Source organism: Streptomyces sp. NPDC051567 (assembly GCF_044454165.1).
In the GTDB taxonomy this organism is placed as follows: domain Bacteria; phylum Actinomycetota; class Actinomycetes; order Streptomycetales; family Streptomycetaceae; genus Streptomyces.
Window position 1 is genome coordinate 21,016 of the sequence record NZ_JBITDK010000029.1, and the last position, 21,221, is coordinate 42,236.

At 74.2% G+C, this 21,221-nt stretch carries 21 protein-coding genes; 13 read left to right on the forward strand and 8 right to left on the reverse strand.

The features are described 5' to 3' along the window. Window positions 1-88 precede the first annotated feature (88 nt). Window positions 89-856, forward strand: coding sequence for a dioxygenase (locus tag ACIA5F_RS25475; RefSeq protein ID WP_399356878.1), 768 nt, complete (start codon window positions 89-91; stop codon window positions 854-856). Here ACIA5F_RS25475 and ACIA5F_RS25480 read toward each other — a convergent pair. Continuing rightward, complete coding sequence (locus ACIA5F_RS25480) at window positions 853-1,425, reverse strand: GNAT family N-acetyltransferase (protein WP_399356880.1); 573 nt, start codon at window positions 1,423-1,425, stop codon at window positions 853-855. The two genes, ACIA5F_RS25475 and ACIA5F_RS25480, sit on opposite strands and share 4 nt — an antisense overlap. A 259-nt stretch (window positions 1,426-1,684) precedes the next feature. On the opposite strand from ACIA5F_RS25480, the gene ACIA5F_RS25485 reads away from it, so the two are divergent. Then, window positions 1,685-2,662: an RNA polymerase sigma factor RpoD/SigA gene (locus ACIA5F_RS25485; protein ID WP_399356770.1), complete on the forward strand. Its 978-nt coding sequence runs from the start codon at window positions 1,685-1,687 to the stop codon at window positions 2,660-2,662. A gap of 104 nt (window positions 2,663-2,766) precedes the next feature. Here the strand turns inward: ACIA5F_RS25485 and ACIA5F_RS25490 are convergent, their stop codons facing one another. After that, window positions 2,767-3,735, reverse strand: coding sequence for a helix-turn-helix transcriptional regulator (locus ACIA5F_RS25490; RefSeq protein ID WP_399356772.1), 969 nt, complete (start codon window positions 3,733-3,735; stop codon window positions 2,767-2,769). Window positions 3,736-3,798: 63 nt separating this feature from the next. Here ACIA5F_RS25490 and ACIA5F_RS25495 point away from each other — a divergent pair, with 63 nt between their 5' ends. Then, window positions 3,799-5,382, forward strand: coding sequence for an MFS transporter (locus tag ACIA5F_RS25495; RefSeq protein ID WP_399356774.1), 1,584 nt, complete (start codon window positions 3,799-3,801; stop codon window positions 5,380-5,382). 115 nt (window positions 5,383-5,497) lie between these two features. Here ACIA5F_RS25495 and ACIA5F_RS25500 read toward each other — a convergent pair whose 3' ends face one another. Beyond that, window positions 5,498-6,262, reverse strand: coding sequence for a DUF6227 family protein (locus ACIA5F_RS25500; RefSeq protein WP_399356776.1), 765 nt, complete (start codon window positions 6,260-6,262; stop codon window positions 5,498-5,500). Between the two features lie 193 nt (window positions 6,263-6,455). Here ACIA5F_RS25500 and ACIA5F_RS25505 point away from each other — a divergent pair, with 193 nt between their 5' ends. Further along, on the forward strand, window positions 6,456-7,097 hold the full coding sequence (locus ACIA5F_RS25505) for a vitamin K epoxide reductase family protein (protein ID WP_399356778.1): 642 nt from the start codon (window positions 6,456-6,458) through the stop codon (window positions 7,095-7,097). Window positions 7,098-7,199: 102 nt separating this feature from the next. On the opposite strand, the gene ACIA5F_RS25510 is transcribed toward ACIA5F_RS25505, so the two are convergent. Then, entirely contained in the window at window positions 7,200-7,610 is a 411-nt protein-coding gene (locus ACIA5F_RS25510; RefSeq protein ID WP_399356780.1) for a rodlin, read from the reverse strand. Between the two features lie 270 nt (window positions 7,611-7,880). Between ACIA5F_RS25510 and ACIA5F_RS25515 the strand changes: the two genes are divergently transcribed. Together ACIA5F_RS25515 and ACIA5F_RS25520 are read left to right on the forward strand one after the other, a co-directional pair. Beyond that, window positions 7,881-8,429, forward strand: coding sequence for a hypothetical protein (locus ACIA5F_RS25515; RefSeq protein ID WP_399356782.1), 549 nt, complete (start codon window positions 7,881-7,883; stop codon window positions 8,427-8,429). A 207-nt stretch (window positions 8,430-8,636) separates the two neighbouring features. Further along, window positions 8,637-8,876 carry a chaplin gene (locus tag ACIA5F_RS25520; RefSeq protein ID WP_399356784.1) on the forward strand — a complete coding sequence of 80 codons (240 nt, stop codon included), beginning with the start codon at window positions 8,637-8,639 and terminating at the stop codon, window positions 8,874-8,876. A gap of 77 nt (window positions 8,877-8,953) precedes the next feature. Here ACIA5F_RS25520 and ACIA5F_RS25525 read toward each other — a convergent pair whose 3' ends face one another. The 4 genes from ACIA5F_RS25525 to ACIA5F_RS25540 form a co-directional block, all read right to left on the reverse strand. Then, window positions 8,954-9,301 (reverse strand): hypothetical protein, encoded by a 348-nt coding sequence (locus ACIA5F_RS25525; RefSeq protein ID WP_399356786.1) that lies wholly within the window; start codon window positions 9,299-9,301, stop codon window positions 8,954-8,956. 162 nt (window positions 9,302-9,463) lie between these two features. After that, complete coding sequence (locus tag ACIA5F_RS25530) at window positions 9,464-10,642, reverse strand: chaplin (protein WP_399356788.1); 1,179 nt, start codon at window positions 10,640-10,642, stop codon at window positions 9,464-9,466. A 123-nt stretch (window positions 10,643-10,765) separates the two neighbouring features. Next, window positions 10,766-10,999: a chaplin gene (locus tag ACIA5F_RS25535; RefSeq protein WP_399356790.1), complete on the reverse strand. Its 234-nt coding sequence runs from the start codon at window positions 10,997-10,999 to the stop codon at window positions 10,766-10,768. A gap of 273 nt (window positions 11,000-11,272) precedes the next feature. After that, window positions 11,273-11,683, reverse strand: a complete 411-nt coding sequence (locus ACIA5F_RS25540; RefSeq protein ID WP_399356792.1) for a rodlin — start codon at window positions 11,681-11,683, stop codon at window positions 11,273-11,275. 458 nt (window positions 11,684-12,141) lie between these two features. Between ACIA5F_RS25540 and ACIA5F_RS25545 the strand changes: the two genes are divergently transcribed. The 7 genes from ACIA5F_RS25545 to ACIA5F_RS25575 are packed head-to-tail and all read left to right on the forward strand — an operon-like array spanning window position 12,142 to window position 21,213. Further along, window positions 12,142-13,266: a DUF3344 domain-containing protein gene (locus ACIA5F_RS25545; RefSeq protein ID WP_399356793.1), complete on the forward strand. Its 1,125-nt coding sequence runs from the start codon at window positions 12,142-12,144 to the stop codon at window positions 13,264-13,266. 15 nt (window positions 13,267-13,281) lie between these two features. Then, complete coding sequence (locus ACIA5F_RS25550) at window positions 13,282-14,469, forward strand: glycosyltransferase (protein WP_399356795.1); 1,188 nt, start codon at window positions 13,282-13,284, stop codon at window positions 14,467-14,469. After that, window positions 14,466-15,959 carry an exopolysaccharide biosynthesis polyprenyl glycosylphosphotransferase gene (locus ACIA5F_RS25555; RefSeq protein WP_399356797.1) on the forward strand — a complete coding sequence of 498 codons (1,494 nt, stop codon included), beginning with the start codon at window positions 14,466-14,468 and terminating at the stop codon, window positions 15,957-15,959. The genes ACIA5F_RS25550 and ACIA5F_RS25555 overlap by 4 nt, the downstream gene beginning before the upstream one ends. Beyond that, window positions 15,959-17,332, forward strand: a complete 1,374-nt coding sequence (locus ACIA5F_RS25560; RefSeq protein WP_399356799.1) for an O-antigen ligase family protein — start codon at window positions 15,959-15,961, stop codon at window positions 17,330-17,332. The genes ACIA5F_RS25555 and ACIA5F_RS25560 overlap by 1 nt, the downstream gene beginning before the upstream one ends. After that, window positions 17,329-19,269 (forward strand): murein biosynthesis integral membrane protein MurJ, encoded by a 1,941-nt coding sequence (gene murJ, locus ACIA5F_RS25565; RefSeq protein ID WP_399356801.1) that lies wholly within the window; start codon window positions 17,329-17,331, stop codon window positions 19,267-19,269. The genes ACIA5F_RS25560 and murJ overlap by 4 nt, the downstream gene beginning before the upstream one ends. Further along, the gene (locus tag ACIA5F_RS25570) at window positions 19,259-20,032 is read left to right on the forward strand and encodes a polysaccharide deacetylase family protein (protein WP_399356803.1); all 774 of its coding nucleotides are present in this window, start codon (window positions 19,259-19,261) and stop codon (window positions 20,030-20,032) included. The genes murJ and ACIA5F_RS25570 overlap by 11 nt, the downstream gene beginning before the upstream one ends. Further along, entirely contained in the window at window positions 20,029-21,213 is a 1,185-nt protein-coding gene (locus tag ACIA5F_RS25575) for a glycosyltransferase (protein ID WP_399356805.1), read from the forward strand. Before ACIA5F_RS25570 ends, ACIA5F_RS25575 begins: the two co-directional genes overlap by 4 nt. The last annotated feature ends 8 nt before the right edge of the window (window positions 21,214-21,221 follow it).

Consider the following 21,221-nt stretch of genomic DNA (forward strand, 5'->3'; position numbering starts at 1 on the left):
AGTGACGAACGAGGAGCGCCCCGTGACCCCGGCCCCCGAAACCCAGGCCCCCGTGGCCGCCGCCGCGCCCCCCGCCCCGCCGGCCCGCATGCCGGCGCTGTACCTCAGCCACGGGGCGCCGCCCCTCGCCGACGACCCGCTCTGGCCGGGCGAACTGGCCGCCTGGTCCGCCGCGCTGCCCCGCCCCCGGGCGATCCTGATGATCTCCGCCCACTGGGAGGAGGCCCCGCTCGCCCTCGGCGCCACCGTGACCGTCCCGCTCGTCCACGACTTCTGGGGCTTCCCCGCGCACTACTACGAGGTCCGCTACGGGGCTCCGGGCGCCCCGGAGCTGGCCGCCTCGGTCCGCGCGCTGCTCCGGGCCCCGGGCACCCCGGTCCAGGACATGCCGGACCGGGGGCTCGACCACGGCGCGTACGTCCCGCTGGTCGAGATGTTCCCGGAGGCGGACGTCCCGGTGCTCCAGATCTCCCTGCCGACGCTGGACCCCCGCCGCCTGATGGAGACCGGCCGCAAGCTGGCCCCGCTGCGCGACGAGGGCGTCCTGATCGTCGGCAGCGGTTTCTTCACGCACAACCTGGCCGCACTGCGCCACCCCGGCCCCGGCGTCCCCGGCTGGTCGGCGGAGTTCGACGCGTGGGGTCACGAAGCACTGGCCGCCGGGGACGTGGACGCCCTGCTCGACTTCGAGACCAAGTCCCCCTCGGGCCGCCTGGCCCATCCCCGTACGGAGCACTTCGCCCCGCTCTTCGTCACCCTCGGCGCGGCCGACGCCACGGGCGACCTGGCCGCCCGCCGCGACCCGGTGACCGGCTTCTGGATGGGCCTCTCGAAGCGCTCGCTCCAGTTCGGCTAGCCGGCGGCCCGACCCCGGCCCGCCGGCTCCGGGCCCGGCCCGGTCCCCTCCGCGCGGCCGATCTCCTTCTCGTACCAGCGGATGTCCCAGTAGCGGCCGAGCTTCCACCCCGCCTCGGTGAAGTCCCCGGCCCGGCGGAAGCCGAACCGCTCGTGGAGGCGGACGGAGGCGTCGTTCGGCAGGACGATCCCGGCGTACGCGCGGTGCACCGGCTCCTTCTCCAGCTCCTTGAAGAGCGCCTCGTACAGTGCCGTCCCGACACCCCGGCCGCCCGCGTCCGGGGCCAGGTAGACGCTGACCTCCACCGAAGGGGCGTACGCCGGTTTCAGGCGGAAAGCGCTGCTTGTCGTATATCCCGCTATCCGGCCGCCGGTCCAGGCAACCAGGAGCCGGTGGGGCCCGTCTTCAGGGTGGGAGTGCAGCCAAGGGCGGCGCTGTTCCGGAGTGAAGACGGTCGTGTCGAATGTGACGGCAGTCTCACGGACGTAGTGGTTGTACAGGTCCGTGAGGGTCGGCAGATCGGCCTCCATCCCGGGCCTGACCTGCACCTCTTCCGGTTCTGACACCATTCTTTCCTCGCTCATGGCGGGGCAGGATACTGCAAGATCCGGGAAAGGAGGGAGCCGCGTGGGAATTCTGTCCCGATTCCGGTCGTTGTTTCCTTCGGAAGCGGGCACTCGGGAGAGTGTCCGAGGGCGCACCACCCCCGTACGGGTCAGTACCAGGTGGCACCTCAGGACCGGGTGACAGCGGGTACCGGGCGGTACGAGCGGAACCGGGCGCGTCCGGCAGCCGCACCGCGACCGAACTCATCGCAAGGGAGCACGCATGGCAACCCGCGCCGTCGCCCGTCGTCAGTCCACGAGCAGCGCTCGCGCTGTGGGCGGGGAGATCGCCGACCGCGACCTGGTCGGCATGTACCTGGACGAGATCGCGCGCACCCCGCTGCTCGACGCGGCCAAGGAAGTGGAGCTCTCCCAGATCATCGAGGCGGGCGTGTACGCCCGGCAGATCCTCGACGGCGCGATAGAGCGCGGGGGCGACACCCCCGCCCGCGCCGAGCTGGAGGCACTGGCCGCCGAGGGCGAGCACGCCAAGGAAGTCTTCATCCGCTCCAACCTCCGCCTGGTCGTGGCCGTCGCCCGGCGCTACCCGCGCAGCGGCCTGCCCCTCCTCGACCTGATCCAGGAGGGCAACGCGGGCCTGGTCCGCGCGGTCGAGAAGTTCGACTACGCCAAGGGCTTCAAGTTCTCCACGTACGCCACGTGGTGGATTCGCCAGGCCATCACCCGCTCCATCGCCGATCAGTCCCGCACCATCCGTCTCCCCGTCCACCTGGTCGAGGAGCTCGGCCGGATCCGCCGGGTCCAGCGCGAGTTCAACCGTGAGAACGGCCGCGACCCGGAGCACGCGGAGATCGCCGCCGAGCTGGACTCGACGGAGAAGCGCGTGGGCGACGTCCTGGACTGGGCCCGTGACCCGGTCAGCCTGAACATGGGGGTGGACGAGGAGGGCGACACGCAGTTCGGTGACCTCCTGGAGGACACCTCCGCGATCTCCCCCGAGCAGTCCGTCCTCTCGCTGCTGCGCAGCGAGGAGCTGGAGGAACTCCTCGGCAAGCTCGACCAGCGCACGGCGTCGATCATCAAGATGCGGTACGGCATCGACGACGGGCGCGAGCGGACCTTGACGGAGGTCGGCAAGCAGCACGGCCTGACCCGTGAGAGGATCCGGCAGATCGAGAAGCACGCGCTGCTGGAGCTGAAGCGCATGGCTCACGACACCGGCTTCGACGCCGTGGCCTGACCGCCGCCGCCGGGCCCCCGGGCCCGGCCCACAGACGAGCCCCGGCACCCACCCCCCCCTGGTGCCGGGGCTCCCCCCTGTCCGCACCCCGGACCGGGGGCCGCCTACGCGCCGACGCCGTCCGCCGCCCGGGTCAGGCGGGCGCCGAGGGCCGCCGCGCCCGCGGCGAGGACGGCCGGGCCGTGCACCGTGAAGGGGAGCCCCGTCAGGGCCAGCCGGGCCGCCAGCCACTCCGGCGCGTCCCCGCTCCCGAAACGGACCCGCGTCCCGCCGCCCGCCCCGGCCACCGCCACAGCCACCGCATCGGCCGGCAGCCACACCGGCAGCCGGTCCGCCCCCACCGCGAAGGTGACGTCCGCCGTGTACGTCTCCCCGCCCCGCAGCCCCCGCCGCACGAACGCCTGCGCGTCCATCGGCATCTTCCGCGGTGTGAACCGGGCCCCCGTCGCGAAGGCGTCGCCCACCCGGTCCACCCGGAAGGTCCGCCAGTCCTCCCGCTCCAGGTCGTAGGCGACCAGGTACCACCGGCTCCCGGTGCTCACCAGCCGGTACGGCTCCACCAGCCGCCGCGTCGCCACCGCGTCCCGCGCCCGGTAGGCGAACCGCAGCCGCTCCGGCCCCGCCACCGCCGACGCCATCGTCGTCAGCGTCCGCGGGTCCACGCTCGCCCCGTCCCCCCGGGTCAGCGCGACCGTGGCCGACTGCAAGGCGCTCACCCGCTGCCGCAGCCGCCCCGGCAGGACCTGCTCCAGCTTGGCCAGAGCCCGTACGGAAGCCTCCTCGACCCCTTCGATGGCGTGCCCGGCCCCCGCCCGCAGGCCCACCGCGATCGCCACCGCCTCCTCGTCGTCCAGGACCAGTGGCGGCATCGCCGCCCCCGCCACCAGCCGGTACCCGCCCTCCGCGCCCAATGTCGCCTCCACCGGGTAGTCCAGCTCCCGCAGCCGGTCGATGTCACGGCGGATCGTCCGGACGCTCACCCCCAGCCGCTGCGCCAGCTCGCTCCCGGGCCATTCGCGCGGAGTCTGCAGGAGGGACAGCAGGGACAGCAGCCGGGCCGGGGTGTCGGTCATGTCTCCCAGGCTGCCAGCGAAGTAGGACAGAAGCTGGCCTATATCCCGTCTAGGTTTCTCCCCATGACCACCGAGACCCCCAGGACCTCACCCACACGCGGGAACGGGCCCGTACGCGACACCCACGACGACCCCTCCACCGCCCCGGCGGACCCCGCCACCCCGCCCGGCGACCGGCGCCGCTGGCTCGCGCTCGCCATCGTGATGACCGCCGCCTTCATGGACCTGGTCGACGTCACGATCGTCAACATAGCGATCCCCACCCTGCGCGAGGACCTGGGTGCCTCCACCAGCGCGATCCAGTGGATCACCGCCGGCTACGCCCTCGCCTTCGCCGCCGGCCTGATCACCGGCGGCCGTCTCGGTGACATCTACGGCCGCAAGCGCCTCTTCCTCATCGGCATCACCGGCTTCACCGCCGCCTCCCTGCTCTGCGGCATCGCCGCCGACCCGGGCATGCTCGTCGCCTCCCGCCTGCTCCAGGGCGCGATGGCCGCCCTGATGGTCCCGCAGGTGCTCGCGATCATCCACGTCACCTTCCCGGCCCACGAGCGCGGCAAGGTCTTCGGCATGTTCGGCGCGATCGTCGGCCTCGGCGCCGTCTCGGGCCCGATCCTCGGCGCGCTGCTCACCGAGTGGGACCTCTTCGGCCTCGGATGGCGCCCGATCTTCCTGATCAACCTGCCGGTCGGCATCGCGGGCGTGATCCTGGGCCACAAGTTCATCACCGAGTCCAAGGCCCCCAAGGCCCTCCGCCTCGACCTGGTCGGCGTCGTCCTCGCCACCCTCGCCCTGGTCCTGCTGATCTTCCCGCTCACCCAGGGCCGTGAGCACGGCTGGCCGCTGTGGGGCTTCCTGTGCATGGGCGCGGCGCCGCTTGTCTTCGCGGCGTTCCTCCGGTACGAGAAGTACAAGGTCGAGAAGGACGGTTCCCCGCTGGTCGAGCTCTCCCTCTTCAAGGTCCGCAGCTTCGCGGCCGGCATCGCCGTCCAGCTCACCTTCGGCATCGTGACCGGCATCTTCTTCCTGGTCTGGACGCTGTACATGCAGATGGGTCTCGGCTGGAGCGCCCTGCGCGCGGGCGCCACCGGCATCCCGTTCTCGATCGCCGTCTCCGTCGCCGCGGGCATCTCGGTCCAGAAGCTCGTCCCGCGCTTCGGCCGCAAGGTGCTCCAGGCGGGCGCGCTGCTGATGGCCGCCGGTCTGCTCCTGTACATCTGGGAGTCGCAGCACTACGGCATGGGGATCAACCCCTGGCAGATGGCCGCCCCGCTGGTCGTCATGGGCCTCGGCATGGGCCTGATCGTGGCCCCGCTCACCGACACCGTGCTGTCCGAGGTCCCGGGCGAGCACGCCGGCTCGGCCTCCGGCCTGATCAACACCACCGGCCAGACGGGCAACGCGCTCGGCCTCGGCCTCACCTCCGTCGTCTTCTTCGGGCTGATCGACGACGACAAGGTGTTCGGGACGCCGTACGTCGAGGCGTTCCGCGGCGCGCTGTGGTGGGTCGTGGCGGTGCTGTTCGTGATCTTCGCGGTGATGTTCCTGCTGCCGCGCACCCAGCGCCGCCCCGCGGCCCCGGGCACCGGCCCGGTCACCCCGGCCACCGTCCCCGCCGCCGCCCCGGAGAAGGTCCCGGCGGGCTGATCCGGACCCCGCACCCCCTGGCGTTCTCGGTGACGGGCACGTCCGCCCTTCCGGCGGACGTGCCCGTCACCGTTTCAGCCCTGTCCGGCCGCCGCACCCGTACGGCGGCCCCGCGTCACCGCACCCGCGCCCGGAGCTCCATCGCTCCGCGCGCCGCCTGCTCGCTCTCGTACACCTCGCACATGTGCCGGCCGTCCGGGGTCGCCGTGTGCTCGACCTCCCACAGGCTGAGCTCGGTCCCGTCCAGCAGCAGGAACGCGTGCTCGTACAGCCGGAAACCCGCGTCCCGCCCGTCCGTCAGGCACTGCCGTGCGCCGAACGCCTGGGTGATCTGGTGCGCGTACGCCGACCGCAGCAGCCCCGCCGTCCGCTCCCCGGGCCGGTCCGCGTTCTCCGCGCGGCGCAGCACCCGCCGGGCGTGGTCGGCGGAGTGGTCCGCGGCGTAGTCCCGGTGCCGCTCCGCCGCGGTGGGGGCGGAGAACAGCGCGCTCAGCGCGGCCGCGCCGTGGTCCGGGCCGCCGTCGCAGGGCGCGGGGTCCGGGAGCGGCTCGACCGGCGGCTCACCGAAGAGCCGGGCCACGGCCAGGGAGGTCTCCTCCTTGCTCGCGAAGACCTCGTGCCGCACGGACCGGTCGCGCTCCTGCCGGTACACCAGCTCCCACAGCGACACGGCGCCGCCGTCGGCCAGCAGGTAGGTGTGCCGGCGGGTCTCCCGCCACCGTCCCGCCGCCGGGCTGTGGTGGGTGGTGTACAGCGAGGAACTGTGGGCGAGCGCGGTCCCGAGGCGCTCGACCAACCGGTCCGGCAGGTCGAAGGAGTTGAGGGCGCGGCCCAGGAGTCGGTCGAGGTGGGCCTCGGTTGTCTCGTACGGATCGCTCAAGGTGGGTCTCCAGGCCGTCGCAGCTTGTCACTCAGCGGAAGCTCAAAGTAGCCCCTCGGTCCGGACATCGCGTCCGGGATTCGGTAAAACGTCCGGGAAGCATCAAGGGTTCCCGCCACACCTTCAGGTCAACTTACCTATGAATAAGCATGATTGGACCCGTTCTGTGGCAGAGCGCGGGACTATGGGCCACATGGCAACGAATACAGCGAGTGTCCCCCGCCAGCAGGGGCCGTCCCGTGGTCACGAGGAGGGCGCCCCGGCCGTCCCGGTCCGCCGGCTGGCCTGGCTGCTGGTCCTCACGGGAGCCGCCGGGGCGCTGGCCGCCTGGGTGATCACCCTCGACAAGTTCCTGCTGCTGGAGGACCCGGACTTCAAACCGGCGTGCAGCCTGAACCCCGTCGTCTCCTGCGGCAGCGTCATGGCGAGCGACCAGGCGGCGGCCTTCGGCTTCCCCAACCCCCTGCTGGGACTGGTCGCCTACGCCGTCGTGGTCTGCGTCGGAGCGGGCCTCCTCGCCGGGGCCCGCTACCGTGGCTGGTTCTGGCTGGGCCTGACCGCGGGCACGCTCTTCGGCGTCGTCTTCTGCTCCTGGCTGATGATCCAGTCGCTCTACGAGATCAACGCGCTCTGCCTGTGGTGCTGCCTGGCCTGGGTGGCGACCCTGCTGATGTTCTGGGCGGTCGTCGCCCACACCGTCCGTACCGGCGCCCTCCCGGCCCCCGCCCCGGTGCGGTCCTTCCTCACCGACTTCGGCTGGGCCCCGCCCGCCCTGCACACGGGGGTGATCGGGATGCTGATCCTGACCCGCTGGTGGGAGTTCTGGACCGGCTGACTCCACCCGGGCGGCCGAGGGCCCCGGCAGCTGGACGCTGCCGGGGCCCTCGTCACGTCACTCCACGGACGCGAGACGCCCGGAACCGGAAGGCGGCGGAAATCAGCTGCCGACGGAGGCGTTGCCCGAGAGGACCGGGATGTTGCTGAGGATGTGCGAGAGCGGCTCGTCACCCTTGGCCTGGGTGGAGTTCTCGGTGCACTGCTGGTTCTGCGGGTTGGACAGGACGTTGACGTCCTGGATGCCGACGTTGAGCAGCGCGATCAGCGACTGGGCGTTGACCTTGGCCGGCAGGCCGATGCAGGGCTTGTTCAGGCTGCCCTGGACCAGGCTGAGCTGCGGGCTCTGGTCACCGTGGGTCTTCTGGTTGCCGTACGCCTGGACGGCGCCGTTGCCGTTGACGGTGTTGACCCCGTTGTCGTTGCCGATGGCCATGGCCGGGGCCGCAGCGGCAGCGCCCGCGCCGACCGCGATGGCGGAGACCGCGGCAGCAGTCATGATCTTCTTGAGCATCTTGATCCTTTTGTCGCACGAGTGCCCGCTAGTGGAGCGCCCTGACCAACTGCCCCACCGGAGGGTTGGTTCCGCTGCTTCACTCAAACGGCCTGTGTGGGGCGAGCTTTTCCCCGCCCAGGGTGAGCCTTCTCCGGACGCGTGCGCGAAGCCCGTACGCAGCCCTCAGCCGTTCAAGATCGTGTTGCGCTCCGTGCAAGGTGTTTGCACGGTGGGTGAGGGAGCGGGCCAGTCCCGTCCGCTCCTGTGCGACCACGAGAGGGAACGCCCATGCACCGCACGAAGCCGTCCCGCGCCCGCGTCCTCGTCCCGTCGTTCCTCGCCGTCGCCATACTGGCCGGTACGGCCGCCCCGGTGGCCGCCGCGGACGGTGGTGGCGCCGCCGAGCAGGCGAAGCGCGTGGCCGCCGTCCAGCAGCAGATCGAGGAGCTCGGGGAGCGGGCGGCGGCCGGCCCGGTCGACGACCTCGTCGCGGGCATCTCCGCGAGCATCGCGGCCCTCCTCAAGTCGCTCGGGCTGACGCTGCCCGGCGGGGTGACCCTCCCACCGATCCAACTGCCGCCCCTCCCATCCCTCCCGCCACTCCCCCCGCTTCCACCCCTGCCCTCGCTCCCCGGCCTCCCATCCCTGCCTCCGCTGCCGTCCCTCCCGGGCGTGCCGCCTCTGCCGCCGCTCCCCAGCCCGGCGCTCCCGTCCCTGCCGACCCTGCCGGTTCCCGCGCTCCCGGCCCTTCCGCCGGCCCCGGCCCTCCCCGCCGTCCCGCCGGCCCCGGTGCTCCCGGCACCTCCGGTGACCCCGCCGCTGCCTCCGGTCCCGTAGGGAGGCGGGTGGAGCCGGAAGGGTGAAGGCGGAGGGACGGAAGAGCGGGTGAAGGGAGGACAACGGGCGCAACCCGCCACGGGGTTACGACTATTGGGCTGAACAGGTCTGATCGCGTGTACAACCGTGTCGTCCGGGAAGGCGGACCGTTTCGCTCGGTGTGAGCCCCGGATCGGGGCAGAACATCGAACAGAAGGTGCACTTCCCATGAACTCTGCCAAGAAGGCCGCCCTGGTTCTGGCCACCGCCGGTCTCGCTGCGGCCGGTGCCGCAGGCTCCGCCGTCGCCGACGCGGGCGCGGAGGGCGCGGCCGTGGGCTCGCCCGGCGTGCTGTCCGGCAACCTCCTCCAGATCCCGGTGCACGTTCCGGTCAACGTCTGCGGCAACACCATCGACCTCATCGGTCTGCTGAACCCCGCGTTCGGCAACACCTGCGTCAACGACTGACGTTCACGACCGGACACGACTGTGGGCGCCCCGGCCTCGCCGGTGGCGCCCACAGTCGTGTCCGGTCCGGTGGCGGCTCAGCTGCCGCCGTTGAGCTTCACCCCGCCGAGGAGCTGAGGGGACGCCTGGGTGGCGCCGTTGGCGAGCTTGAGCAGCTCGCCGGGCACGTCGTTGCGGATCTTGTTGAGCTGCTGGACGGTGCCCACGACCTTGTTGACGCTGTCACCCTGTTCGGCCAGTCCGTTGCCCAAGGTCTGGGGGAGCGCCTCGGACACGGGGCTGACCGCGTCGATCGCCTCCGTCACCCCGCCGGTGAGGCTCATGGGCGGCATCGCGGCCTGGGTCTCGGCGGCGAACGCGGGAGTGGCGGCGCCGAGGGCGGCGACCGAGCCGACGACGACAGCGGCGATCTTCGAGAGCTTCATTGTCGAAATCCTTTTCCAGCGACGACCGTCGCGCCGCTTTTGCCTTGGGTAACGATTCCCCGGCGCTACGGAAACGCGGTCCGCAGGGGCGCACAGGAGCGGCCGGAGAATCCGACAGTGGATTCTCCGGCCGATATTTCTTCTGATTACCGTTAATGCCGGTCAGGCGGTGCGGGAGCGCCGGTACAGAATGGCGCCGCCCAGGAGCAGCGCCGAGGCGAGGGCCGCGGCGGCTCCGGCCGGGCCCGCCCCGGTGTCGGCCAGCGCGGGCGCGGCGACCGCCGGGGCGGGCGGCGCCTGCACGGGGGCGGGCCCGGCCGGAGCCGGTGGCGTCAGGTGGACGGGAGCGTCCCCGCCGGGCGGGGCCGGAGGCTGGTCCGCAGGACGCAGGGGTGCGGGCGCCGGGAGCGGTGCCGGAGCCGGGCGTGCCACGGAGTGACCGCCGTGCGGAGGCCGGACCGCGGGGGCCTCCAGGACCGGTGCCGGTGCGGGCAGCGGTACGGGGGCCTCGTGGACCGCGGGACCCGGAACCGGCCGCAGCGCCCCGGCGGCCGGGGCGGGGTACGGCGCGGGGGCCGGAAGGGTGTGGGGCGCCTCGGCGGCGGGTGCCGGGGCCGGGGCCGGTGCGGGCAGCGGCTTCGGGGCCTCGGCCGCCGGTGCGGGGTGCGGCGCCGGGCGCGGCCCGGGTACCTCGTGGACCGGTCCGGGTGCGGCGTGCGCGGGCCCGGGATGCGGGGCCGGGTGGTGCGCCGCGGGCTTCGGCAGGGGCCGTTCGGGCGCGGGGGGAGCGTGGTGCGGCGCCGGGCGGGAGGAGGTCCCGGAGGTCCCGGAGGAGGCGCCGGGGTGGTCGTCGCGCTCCTCCTCCGCCCGGCTCTTCGCCCGGCCGGGACCGTGGCTGTGGCTCTGGCCGTGGCCGCCGTCCTGGTAGCGGGGCTGCGGGGGACGGGGCTGCTCGGGGCGCGGTTTCGCGTGGCGCGGTCCGGGCTGCGGGCGTGCGGCCTCGCGTTCGTCGAGGTAGCGCTCGAACGCCTCGGCCTGCTCGGGGCTCAGGTACCGCCCGTAGTCGTGGCCGGCGTCGGAGCCGGTCGTGGTGGCGCAGGTGTTGCCCATCGCGGGGTTGAGCGCGCCGGCGCCGTCCACGCTGTTGCCGCACACGTTCGGCGCGAAGGTGATCGGTACCGAGACGCTGTTGCCGGACAGGAAGCCCGGTGAGTTGGTGACCTCGGCCGTCGTGGAGGGGGCCGCGTGGGCCGCGCCGGCCGCCATCGACAGCAGGCTCGACGCGGCTGCCGCCGTGAGCATCCCCTTGCCCAGTACCTGTCGGCTCAGTACCTGTCGCATGGGTCCTTCCCTGTCTACCGGCGCGCGAGCCGGTGCTGGATCGAGGGCGGCCCCGGAGTGCACCGCCGTGCACTCCGGGGCCACCTTCGAGGAGAGTCCGCCCTCGCGGGCGAGCACGATTCGTCAGGCGTTGACGCAGGTGTTGCCGAACGCGGGGTTCAGCAGACCGATGACGTTGATGCTGTTGCCGCAGACGTTGACCGGCACGTGCACCGGGATCTGGACGACGTTGCCGGACAGGACGCCCGGGGAGCCGATGGCCGCGCCCGACGCGCCCGCGTCGGCCATGGCGGGGGAGGCGGCACCGACAGCCATCAGGGCGGCGGCGGCGAAGAGTACAGCCTTCTTGTAGCTCATTTGATTTCGTTCCTTCCCGCAGAGGCGTGTCCACTGCAGAAACAACAACGAGCGGCCCCGGGAAAAGAAACCGCAGATTTCCGGGGAGCGCCCGGTAATTCACTCCGATGCCCGGCCTGAATTATTGGCGAATTCCTGCCGTTATTCACGGGACGGGACGGGACGGGGCGGGGCGGGGCGGGCCCGTGCGGTGCGGGACAGGGGCCGGGGCCCACATGCGGCGAGGCCGCCGCGACCCGAAGGGTGCGACGGCCTCGCTGGCGCGGGGCTCGATCAGCTGCCGGCGGAGACGTTGCCGGAGAGGATCGGGATGTTGTCCAGGATGTGCGAGAGGGCCTCGTCGCCCTTGGCCTGGGTGGAGTTCTCGGTGCACTGCTGGGTCTGCGGGCTGGACAGGACCGGAATGTCCTGGACGCCGACGTTGATGAGGGCCAGCACGGACTGGACGTTGGCCTTGGCCGGCAGGGCGATGCAGGGCTTGTTGAGCGAGCCCTGGATCAGAGCCATCTGCGGGCTCATGTTGCCGTAGGTGGCCTGGTTGCCGTAGATCTGCGCGGCACCGTTGCCATTGGTCGTGTTGACGCCGTTGTCGTTCCCGATGGCCATCGCCTGCGGCGCCATGGCGGCACCCATACCCACGACCGAGGCTGCGACCGCAGCCGTGGCCATCATCTTCTTGATCATTGTCGTCCCTTAATTGCAGGATTGCCCGGTACTGGAGCACTGGGATCAACGGCCCGGCCCCGGCAGGGGTTGCGTGGGTTCACCCGGATGCCGCCGTTTCGGGGGGCGAGGTTGACGCTCAGGCGTTCACACGAGTGAGGGAGCGGGGGCCCCTCCGGTGCCCGGACGGCCCCTTCCGTCGTCGCGGACCTGCCCGCCGTGTGCCGGGGGCCGGGGCGGTGAGGGGCGCGGGTGCGGGTGGGGGCGCGGCGGTTTCTTCTGCTTCCCTTCCCCTTCCCCTTCTCGTTCTTTTTCCTTAATCGGGTGGTGGGGCGGTCCGGTCATAACGACCCGCCCACTGCGAGGGTGCGTGTGATCGCCCAAAAGGCCGTACAGGCGAGTCCAGCGTGATTTCCCGCCCGCTTTCTGACAAAGTTCACTCCTGTTTTGTCCCCTTGATCGAAAATGGAGACTGGGTCATGGGTGTGGGTTCCTCCCGCAGAATCCTCGGCGTGCTCGGTCTGCTGTCCTGCCTCACCCTTTCGGCGAACGTCCCCATGGCGGGTGCGGTGGTCCTCGCCGGGCCGAAGGTTCCGGTTCCCGGGGAAAAGGCCCGCGTTCCGTTCACCCAGCGTTATCAGGCCGTGCGTCACGGCGGCCTGGTCCGGGCCTCCAACGCGTCGATCGGCTGCCGTCGGCAGGAGTCCGCGGGGGCCCGGCCGTGCGGGGAGGTCGAGCGGGGCGCCGCCGGGGTCAACGGCGACTTCGAGATGTTCTACAGCGATGTCGACGAGGACCCGGACACCTACAACTCGACCCGGGCCGAACTCCGGCTCCCGCCGGGGGCGAAGGTCTCGTACGCGCGGCTCTACTGGGGCGGGAACCTGCGGGTCGGCGAGCAGAAGCCGCCCGAGGACAGCGGGCGGGTGCTGCTCGCCGAGCCGGGCGGCGCCTACAAGGAGGTGCTGGCCGACACGGTGATCGGGCACCGCAGCGACGCGGGCTCCGACGCCTACCAGGCGTCCGCCGACGTGACCCCGCTGGTCCGCGAGGGCGGGGCCGGGATGTGGACGGCCGCGCAGCTCAACATCGCCATGGGCCACTCCGGGACGGGTGCCTGGGGCGGCTGGACGCTGGTCGCCGCCTACGAGCACCCGCGGGAGCCGGTGCGCCGGGTCTCGCTGTGGGACGGCTTCGCGGGCTTCGCCGAGGGCGCCGGGGAGACGGCCGGGGAGACGGTCGGGATCGTCGGACTGGACGTGCCGGCCGGGGCCGCGGGGTGGGCCGGGGTGGTCGGGTACGACGGGGACCGGGGAACTCCCGGGGACTCACTCACCGTGACCTCGGACCGGGGGCGCCGGGTGGAAATCAGCGATTCCGGAAATCCCTCCCATGATGTGATGAATTCTACGATCACGGATTTCGGGCGTCGTTCTTTCGTGCGACAGCCTGAACATATGAATAACCTCGGATATGACGCGGACGTGTTCGATCTGAGCCCCGCCCTTTCCGGTGGGGCCCGCCGTCTGGATTTCAGGTTCACGGGCGAGAAGCAGGGCCATTTCCTCGGCGTGCTCTTCGTGCAGACAGACGCCCGCCGCTGAACGCAGGAGAACCACGTGCCGACACAGCCTCCGACCGCACCACGCGTGACCGTCCTCCACCTCGTCCAGCCCGTGGAGGGCGGGGTGGCCCGGGTCGTCGCCGACCTCGTCCGCGCGCAGACCGCCGCGGGCCTGCGCGCCGTCGTCGGCTGCCCGCGCGGCGGACAGCTCGCCGACGCGGCCCGGGAGGCCGGGGCCGAGGTCCTCACCTGGCGGGCCGGGCGGGCGCCCGGACCCGCGCTGCCCGCCGAGGTGCTCGGCGCCCGCCACCTCGTCCGCCGGGTCCGGCCCGACGTCCTGCACGCCCACAGTGCCAAGGCCGGACTGGCCGGACGGCTCGCCGTGCGCGGGAGCGTCCCCACCGTCTTCCAGCCGCACGCCTGGTCCTTCGACGCCGTCGGCGGGGCCACCGCCGCGCTCGCCCTGCGCTGGGAGCGGTTCGGGGCCCGCTGGGCCGACCGGGTGCTCTGCGTCAGCGAGGCCGAGCGCCGCACCGGCACCGCCGAGGGGATCACCGCCCGCTGGTCGGTGGTCCGCAACGGCGTGGACCTCGGACACTTCCGCCCCGGCGGCCCCGACCGCGACCACGACCGGGCCCGCGCCCGCGCCGGACTCCCGCTGCCCGCCGCCTTCCGGGGCGACGGACCGCTGGCCGTCTGCGTGGGCCGCCTCTGCCCCCAGAAGGGGCAGGACCTCCTGCTCCGGGCCTGGCCGGAGCTGCTCGCCGCGGTCCCCGGGGCCCGGCTCGCGCTCGTCGGCGACGGGCCCGACGCCGAACGGCTGCGCCGCGCCGCCCCGCCCGGAGTCCTCTTCGCCGGCGCCGCCCGCGACGTCCGGCCGTGGCTTCGCGCCGCCGACCTCGTTGTACTGCCGTCACGGTGGGAGGGCATGGCGCTCGCCCCGCTCGAAGCCATGGCCTGCGGCAGCCCCGTCCTGCTCTGCGACGTCAGCGGAGCCCGGGAGAGCCTGCCGCCCGGCCAGGGCCGCCACTGCCTGGTGCCGCCGGAGAACCCGACGGCGCTGGCCAAGGCCCTGGGACGGCTGCTCGGAGCACCACGGCTGCTCGCCGAACTCGGCGAACAGGCCCGGCAGCACGCCCGTACGGACTTCGACGTACGGCGGACCACGGACGCGGTCACCGGTCTGTACCACGAACTGCTGGGCAGGCCCCGGCCCTCGAACCAGGAGCGCATCAGCCTATGACGATGGACAGCGCACCCGCCCGGCACACCGGGCAGGGCGGCACGGGGCCCGCCGGCACCACCGCCGTCCGCCGCTCCGTGACCGCCGTCCACCCCCCGCGCCGGCCCAGGGCCGAGCAGACCCGGGCCGCCGTACGGCCCCGGCGGGTCCGCCGCCACGACGGGGCCGCCCCGCTGCTGACCGCCGACGCGCTGGCCGCCGTCCTCACCGTCACCGTCCTGCCCGCACCCGCCCTGCCCGCCCTCGCCGCCCTGGCGGTCGCCGCGCTGCTCACCGCCCTGCACGCGCGGGCCGGGCTCTACCGGCCGCGGCTCGCCCCCTCCGCCCTCCTCGAACTGCCCGCGCTGGCCGGGTGGTCCGCCGTCCTGTGGTGCACGGCCGCCGCCGCGCTGGCCGCCCTCGCCCCGGCCCGCGCCCTGGGCTGGAGCACGCTGCTGAGCGCCGTCTGCCTCCAGACCACGCTGACGTGCGCGGGCCGGGGCACCGTCAACCGGCTCCGGCGCCGCGCCGCCCTGCGCAGACCCGCCTCCGCGCTCGTCGCCGGACCCGCCGCCGGGGCGGGCGCCGTCGCCGCCGCCCTGCACGGGCGCCCCGAGTACGGGCTGCGCCCCGTCGGCCTCGCCGGCGCCGCCGACGGGGACGGCGCCTTCCTGCCCGTCCTCACCACCCACGAGGACATCCGGCGCGCGGTCATCCAGAACTCCGTCCGCCACGCCGTCTTCACCCGCCCGCCGGAGGCCGACGAGCACACCGCCGCCCTCGTCCGCCTCTTCCACGACCACGGCTGCCGGCTCTGGCTCGCCGACCCCGCCGGAACCGCCAAGGTCACCGGCACGCGGGTCGCCCAACCCGCCGACCAGCTCTGGGGATACGCCGTCCAGCCCCTGCTGCCCCGCCCCGCCCGGCCCCTGGAACGCCGGGCCAAGCGCCTCGTCGACACCGCGCTGGCCTCCCTCGCCCTGCTCGCCGCCGCACCCGTGATGGCCGCCTGCGCCCTGGCCGTACGGGTCTGCGACGGGCCCGGCGTCATCTTCCGGCAGGAGCGGGCCGGGCTCTACGGGCGCCCCTTCACCCTGCTGAAGTTCCGCACCCTGCGCGCCGACGCGCACGAGGCCGCCACCCGGTGGACCGTCGCGGGCGACCGGCGGATGAGCCCTGTCGGATCGTTCCTGCGCAAGTCCTCGCTGGACGAGCTGCCCCAGCTGTGGAACGTCGTACGGGGGGACATGAGCCTGGTCGGCCCCCGGCCCGAACGGCCCTTCTTCGTCGCCAAGTTCTCCACCCTCCACCCCGGCTACGAGGCCCGCCACCGGATGCCCGTCGGCATCACCGGACTCGCCCAGATCAACGGGTTGCGCGGGGACACCTCCATCGAGGACCGGGCCCGCTTCGACAACCACTACATCGACACCTGGTCCCTCTGGCAGGACCTGTGGATCCTCGCCCGCACCGCCGCCTCCTTCTTCCGCTTCCGGCTGGGGGGCAGCTGATGAGCCTCGCCGCGGTCCCCGGCACCGTCCGGGCCGGGCTCCCCGGCCCGCTGCGCCGGCACTGGCCGCTGCTGCCGCTCGCCGCGACCGTCCTCTTCCTCCTCGCCCCGCTCCCGGCGGGCGACGCGACCGCCGTCGGCAAGGCCGGGCCGGCCGACGCCGCCTCGCTGGTCCTCGTCCTCGTCTGCGCGGTCCAGGCGCTGCGCGGCCGGGTCCGGGTGCCCGGCCCGCTGGGGGTGCTGGTGCTCGGGGCGCCCGTCGTGGGGCTCGCCGTCGCGACCGTCACCGCCGTGGACCCGTCCACCGCGCTGCCCGGCTTCGTGCGCTACCTCCAGGTCTTCGTCCTGGTCCCGGCGGCCGTGGTGCTGCTGGTGCGCGACGCCCGGGAGTTCCGGCTGACCGCCGGGTGCTTCGTGGTCCTGGCCCTGGTCCAGGGCGCCGTCGGGGTCGTGCAGTACGCGACCCGCACCGGGGCCTCCTACCAGGGCGCGGACATCCGGGCCGTGGGCACCTTCGGCCCCGGGGACGTCATGGGCATGGCCACGGTCGTCGCCTACGGGCTGATCGTCGCGACCGCCGCCGCGCTCGCCCCCGCACTGGGGCCGAAGATCCGGCGGGCGGCCGGGGCCGCCGCCCTGCTGCTCACGGTGCCGCTGCTGCTGTCCTTCAGCCGGGGCTCCTGGATCGCCACCCTCGCCACGGCCGTGCTCGTGATGGTCCTCTCCGGCATCCGGCGCGCCCTGAAGGTCCTGGCCGCGCTGACCGCCGCCGCGGTGGTCCTGGTGGGCGGGTTCGGGGTCGGCTCCCAACTGGTCGGCGAACGGCTCACCTCGATCACCCAGGTCGCCGGCGCCCCCGACCGGTCGGTCACCGACCGCTACACGATGTGGGCCGCCGCCGCGTCCATGTGGCGCGCCCACCCGGCCACCGGGGTCGGGCTGAAGGGCTTCCCCGCCCACCGGGACGGCCACTCCTCGCTCGCCCTCTCCTCCGGCAGCGACACGGCCGGCGCGGGCCAGGCGTACGTCCGTCAGCCGCTGCTCTCCCCGCACAACATGTACCTGCTCGTCCTCGGCGAGCAGGGCCTGACCGGGCTCGTCGCGCTGGCGGGCGGCTGGGCGGTGCTGCTGGTGGCCGGGGTACGCCGCCACCTGTCCGCGGCCCGGCCCGTCCGCGACTGCGGGCTGATCGCGCTCGGCCTGCTCGTGTGGCAGCTCACCGACTTCCTCTACGCGGACATCGGCGGCCCGACCACCGTCCTAACCGGGGTGATCCTCGGACTCGCCGCCTGGTGGGCCCTGCCCGCCGCCCCGGCCGCGCCCCCCGGGACCGGCCCGTGGGGCCGGGCCCCCGAGGGTGCGGGCGGCCGGTGACCGACACGACACCCTGGCGGCCCGCACCCGGCCCCCCGGCCGGGGCGGGCCCCGCCCACATCCCGGGCACCCCCGGCCCCCGGCCGGGCACCGGGGGCGCCGCCCGCACCCTCCGGGGCGCGGGCGGCGGACGCGTGTCGGCCCCCGGACGCGGCCGGGCGGGAACCGACACCACCGTCAGGACCCCGCACGTCCCCCGGGCCCCGCACACCCGGGGCGCCCCGGACATCCCGGAGGGACCGCCCGCCCCGCGCCCCGGCCCCGACGGCAACGGGGGCGACGGCCCCGACGGCGGCGGCGAGGACGGAGCCGGCGGGAGCGGGTCCGCCCCGCTCGGGCGGTTCCTCGCCCGGGCCGCCGCCGTCACCGCCGGACTGACCGCCGCCGGGGCGGTCTTCGGCCTCTTCCGCGACCAGACCATCGCCCACCTCTTCGGCGCCGGGCACGACAGCGACGCCTTCCTGATCGCCTGGACCGTGCCCGAGATGGCCTCGACGCTCCTCATCGAGGACGCCATGGCGCTGCTCATGGTCCCCGCCTTCAGCCACGCCCTGGCCCGCCGGGCCGCCGACCCGGCGACCGGACCCGCCGGACCCGCCGGTGCGCAAGCCCGCCACCAGGACCCCGTACGACTGCTGGTGGGGGCGACCCTGCCGCGGCTCGCCGTCCTGCTGGCCGCCGTCGCCGCCGTCCTGATGGTGGCCGCGCCCCTGGTCGTCGCCGTCCTGGCACCCGGCCTGCCCGACCCCGGACTCGCCGTGGAGTGCACCCGGCTGACCGCGTTCACCGTGCTCACCTTCGGCGTCGCCGGGTACTTCAGCGCCGCGCTGCGGGCCCACCGGTCCTTCGTCCCGCCCGCCGCGATCTACGTCGCCTACAACGTCGGCATCATCACCACCATGGTCGCCCTGCACACCCTGTGGGGCGTGCGCGCCGCCGCCGCCGGGGTCGCCGTCGGCGGGCTCCTCATGGCCCTGGTCCAGCTCCCCGCCTTCCTGCGCCACGTCGGCCCCCGCCCGCGCCGCGCCGCGGGCGCCCCCCGAGGCCGCCGGGGACGCGACCGGCCTACCCTGATCGCCTTCGCCGTCATCGCGCCCGTCGTCCTCTTCGCCGTCTTCCGCCAGTCCCAGGTCCTCGTCGAACGGTTCCTCGCCGCCTCCCTGGCACCCGGCGCCATCTCGCACCTGAACTACGCGCAGAAGGTCGCGCAGATGCCGATGGTCCTCTCCCTGATGATCTGCACCGTCACCTTCCCCGTCGTCGCCCGCGCCATGGCCGGCGGGGAACGGGAACAGGCCCGGCGCCGCGTCGAGCGCGACCTCGCCCTCGCCTCCCTCGCCGTCCTGATGGGCACCGCCCTCGTCATCGGGTACGCGCCCCAGATCGTCGAAGTCCTCTTCGAACGCGGCGCCTTCACCCACCGCGACACCCTCGCCACCGCCTCCGTCATGCGCGTCTACGGCCTCGGACTCCTCGGCCACTGCCTCGTCGGCGCCCTCAGCCGGCCCTTCTTCTCGACCGCCCGGCCCACCTGGTTCCCGGCGCTCGCGATGGGCGCCGGGCTCCTCGTCAACATCGCCGCCGGAGCCTTCGCCGCCCGCTGGTGGGGCATCTACGGCATCGCCGCCGCCAACGCCGTCGGCATCTCCGCCACCGCCGTCCTGCTGCTCACCGGACTCGGCTCGCGGATCGTCTCCATCGAGGTCCGCCGGGTCGCCGTCAGCATCGGCCGCCTCGCCCTCGCCGCGACGGCCGCCTGCGCCACCGGCTGGATCGCGGGACCGATGATCCCCGACCCCCTGCTCAGCGCCGCCCTCGGCTGCCTCCTCGTCCCGGCCATGTTCGGGGCCTCGGGCCTGGCCGTGCGCGCGCTCGAAATCACCGCCCTGCCCGCCCAGATCTCCCAGCTCACCCAGAGGTTCCGCCATGTCCGCTGACACCGGCGCGGCACCCGCCGCCCAGGTTCCCGCCCACCGGACCGCCCCGCCATGGGTCCTCATGTACCACTCCGTCACCGAGTTCACCGACCCCTCCGAGGACCCGTACGGCATCACCGTCACCCCCCGCGCCCTGGCGGACCAGCTGCGCTGGCTGCGCTCCCGGGGCCTGCGCGGGGTCTCCGTCGGCACACTGCTGCGGGCGCTGGCCGCCGGGCGCGGCGACGGGCTCGTCGGCCTCACCTTCGACGACGGCTACACCGACTTCCTCACCCACGCGCTGCCCCTGCTGCTGCGCCACGACTGCACCGCCACCCTCTTCGTCCTGCCCGGCCGGCTCGGCGTCGACAACGTGTGGGACCCGCTCGGCCCCCGCAAGTCCCTGCTCACCGCCGAGGGCATCCGCGAAGTCGCCGCCGCCGGACAGGAGATCGGCTCGCACGGCCTCCTCCACCAGGACCTCACCATCGCCACCGACGACGTGCTCCAGCAGGAACTGCGGGGCAGCCGGGACCTGCTGCGCGAACTGACCGGCACCCTGCCCGAGGGATTCTGCTACCCGTACGGGCACCTCGACGCCCGGGTCGTGGAGGCCGCCCGGGAGGCCGGGTACGGCTACGCCTGCGCCATCGACCCCGGCCACCTCACGGGCCCGTACGCCCTGCCGCGCACGCACGTCAGCCAGGCGGACGGCGCCGCCCGGCTGCGGCTCAAGCTCCTGCGCCACCAGGTGCGGGGGCTGCGGCGGGCGGTGCGCCGGTGAAGGCGCTGCACATCATCACCGGCCTGGGGATCGGCGGCGCCGAACAGCAACTGCGGCTCCTGCTGCGCCACCTGCCCGGCCCCTGCGACGTGCTGACCCTGACCAACCCCGGACCGGTGGCCGAGGGGCTGCGCGCCGACGGGGTCCGCGTCGTCCACCTGGGGATGCGGGGCAACCGGGACCTGGGGGCGCTGCCCCGGATGGCGCGGTTCATCCGCGCGGGCCGCTACGACCTCGTCCACACCCACCTCTACCGGGCCTGCGTGTACGGGCGCCCCGCGGCCCGGCTCGCGGGCGTCAGGGCGGTCGTGGCCACCGAACACTCCCTCGGCGGGGCCGAGATCGAGGGCCGCCCGCTGTCGGCCGGGGTCCGCGCGCTCTACCTGGCCGGTGAGCGGCTGGGCGCGGCGACCGTGGCCGTCTCGGAGACCGTGGCGGCCCGGCTGGAGGGCTGGGGGGTGCCCGCCGCGCGCGTCCACGTCGTCCCGAACGGGATCGAGGCCGCCCGCTTCCGCTTCGTCCCGGAGGTCCGGCGGGCCGCGCGGGCCCGGACGGGGCTGCCGGAGCACGCCTTCGTCGTCGGCGGTGTCGGCCGGCTGGTCCCGGGCAAACGGTTCGACGTCCTGGTCCGGGCCGTCGCCGGGCTGCCGGGGGCCCACCTGGTGCTGGCCGGGGACGGGCCGCAGCGGGCGGCGCTGCGCGCGCTCGCGGCGGGCCTCGGCGCGCAGGACCGCATCCACCTGCTGGGGGAGCGGGACCCGCTGGGCGACGGCCCGGACGGCCGCACGCCTGGCGTTCCGGCCCTGCTGGCCGCCATGGACGTCTTCGTCTCCCCCTCGCGGGAGGAGGCGTTCGGGCTCGCCGTCGTCGAGGCGCTCGCCGCCGGGCTGCCCGTCCTGCACGTCACCTGCCCGGCCGTCGACGACCTGCCCGCCGCCGAGGCGCCCGGCGCGCGGCGGATCGCCGCCGGACCCGGGGAACTCGTCGCGGCGCTGCGCGGGCACATGGTGGCGGGCGCGCGCAGGCTGCCCCCGCCGCCGGTGGTCCGCCGCTACGACATCGCCCGCAGCGCGGCGCTGCTCCAGGACGTGTACGCCCTGGCGCTGGCGGCCCCGCGGGGGGCGCGGGCCCCCTCGGCCCATGCCCCGGCCGCACCGCGAGGGCCGGGCCGTCCCGGCTGATCCGTCCC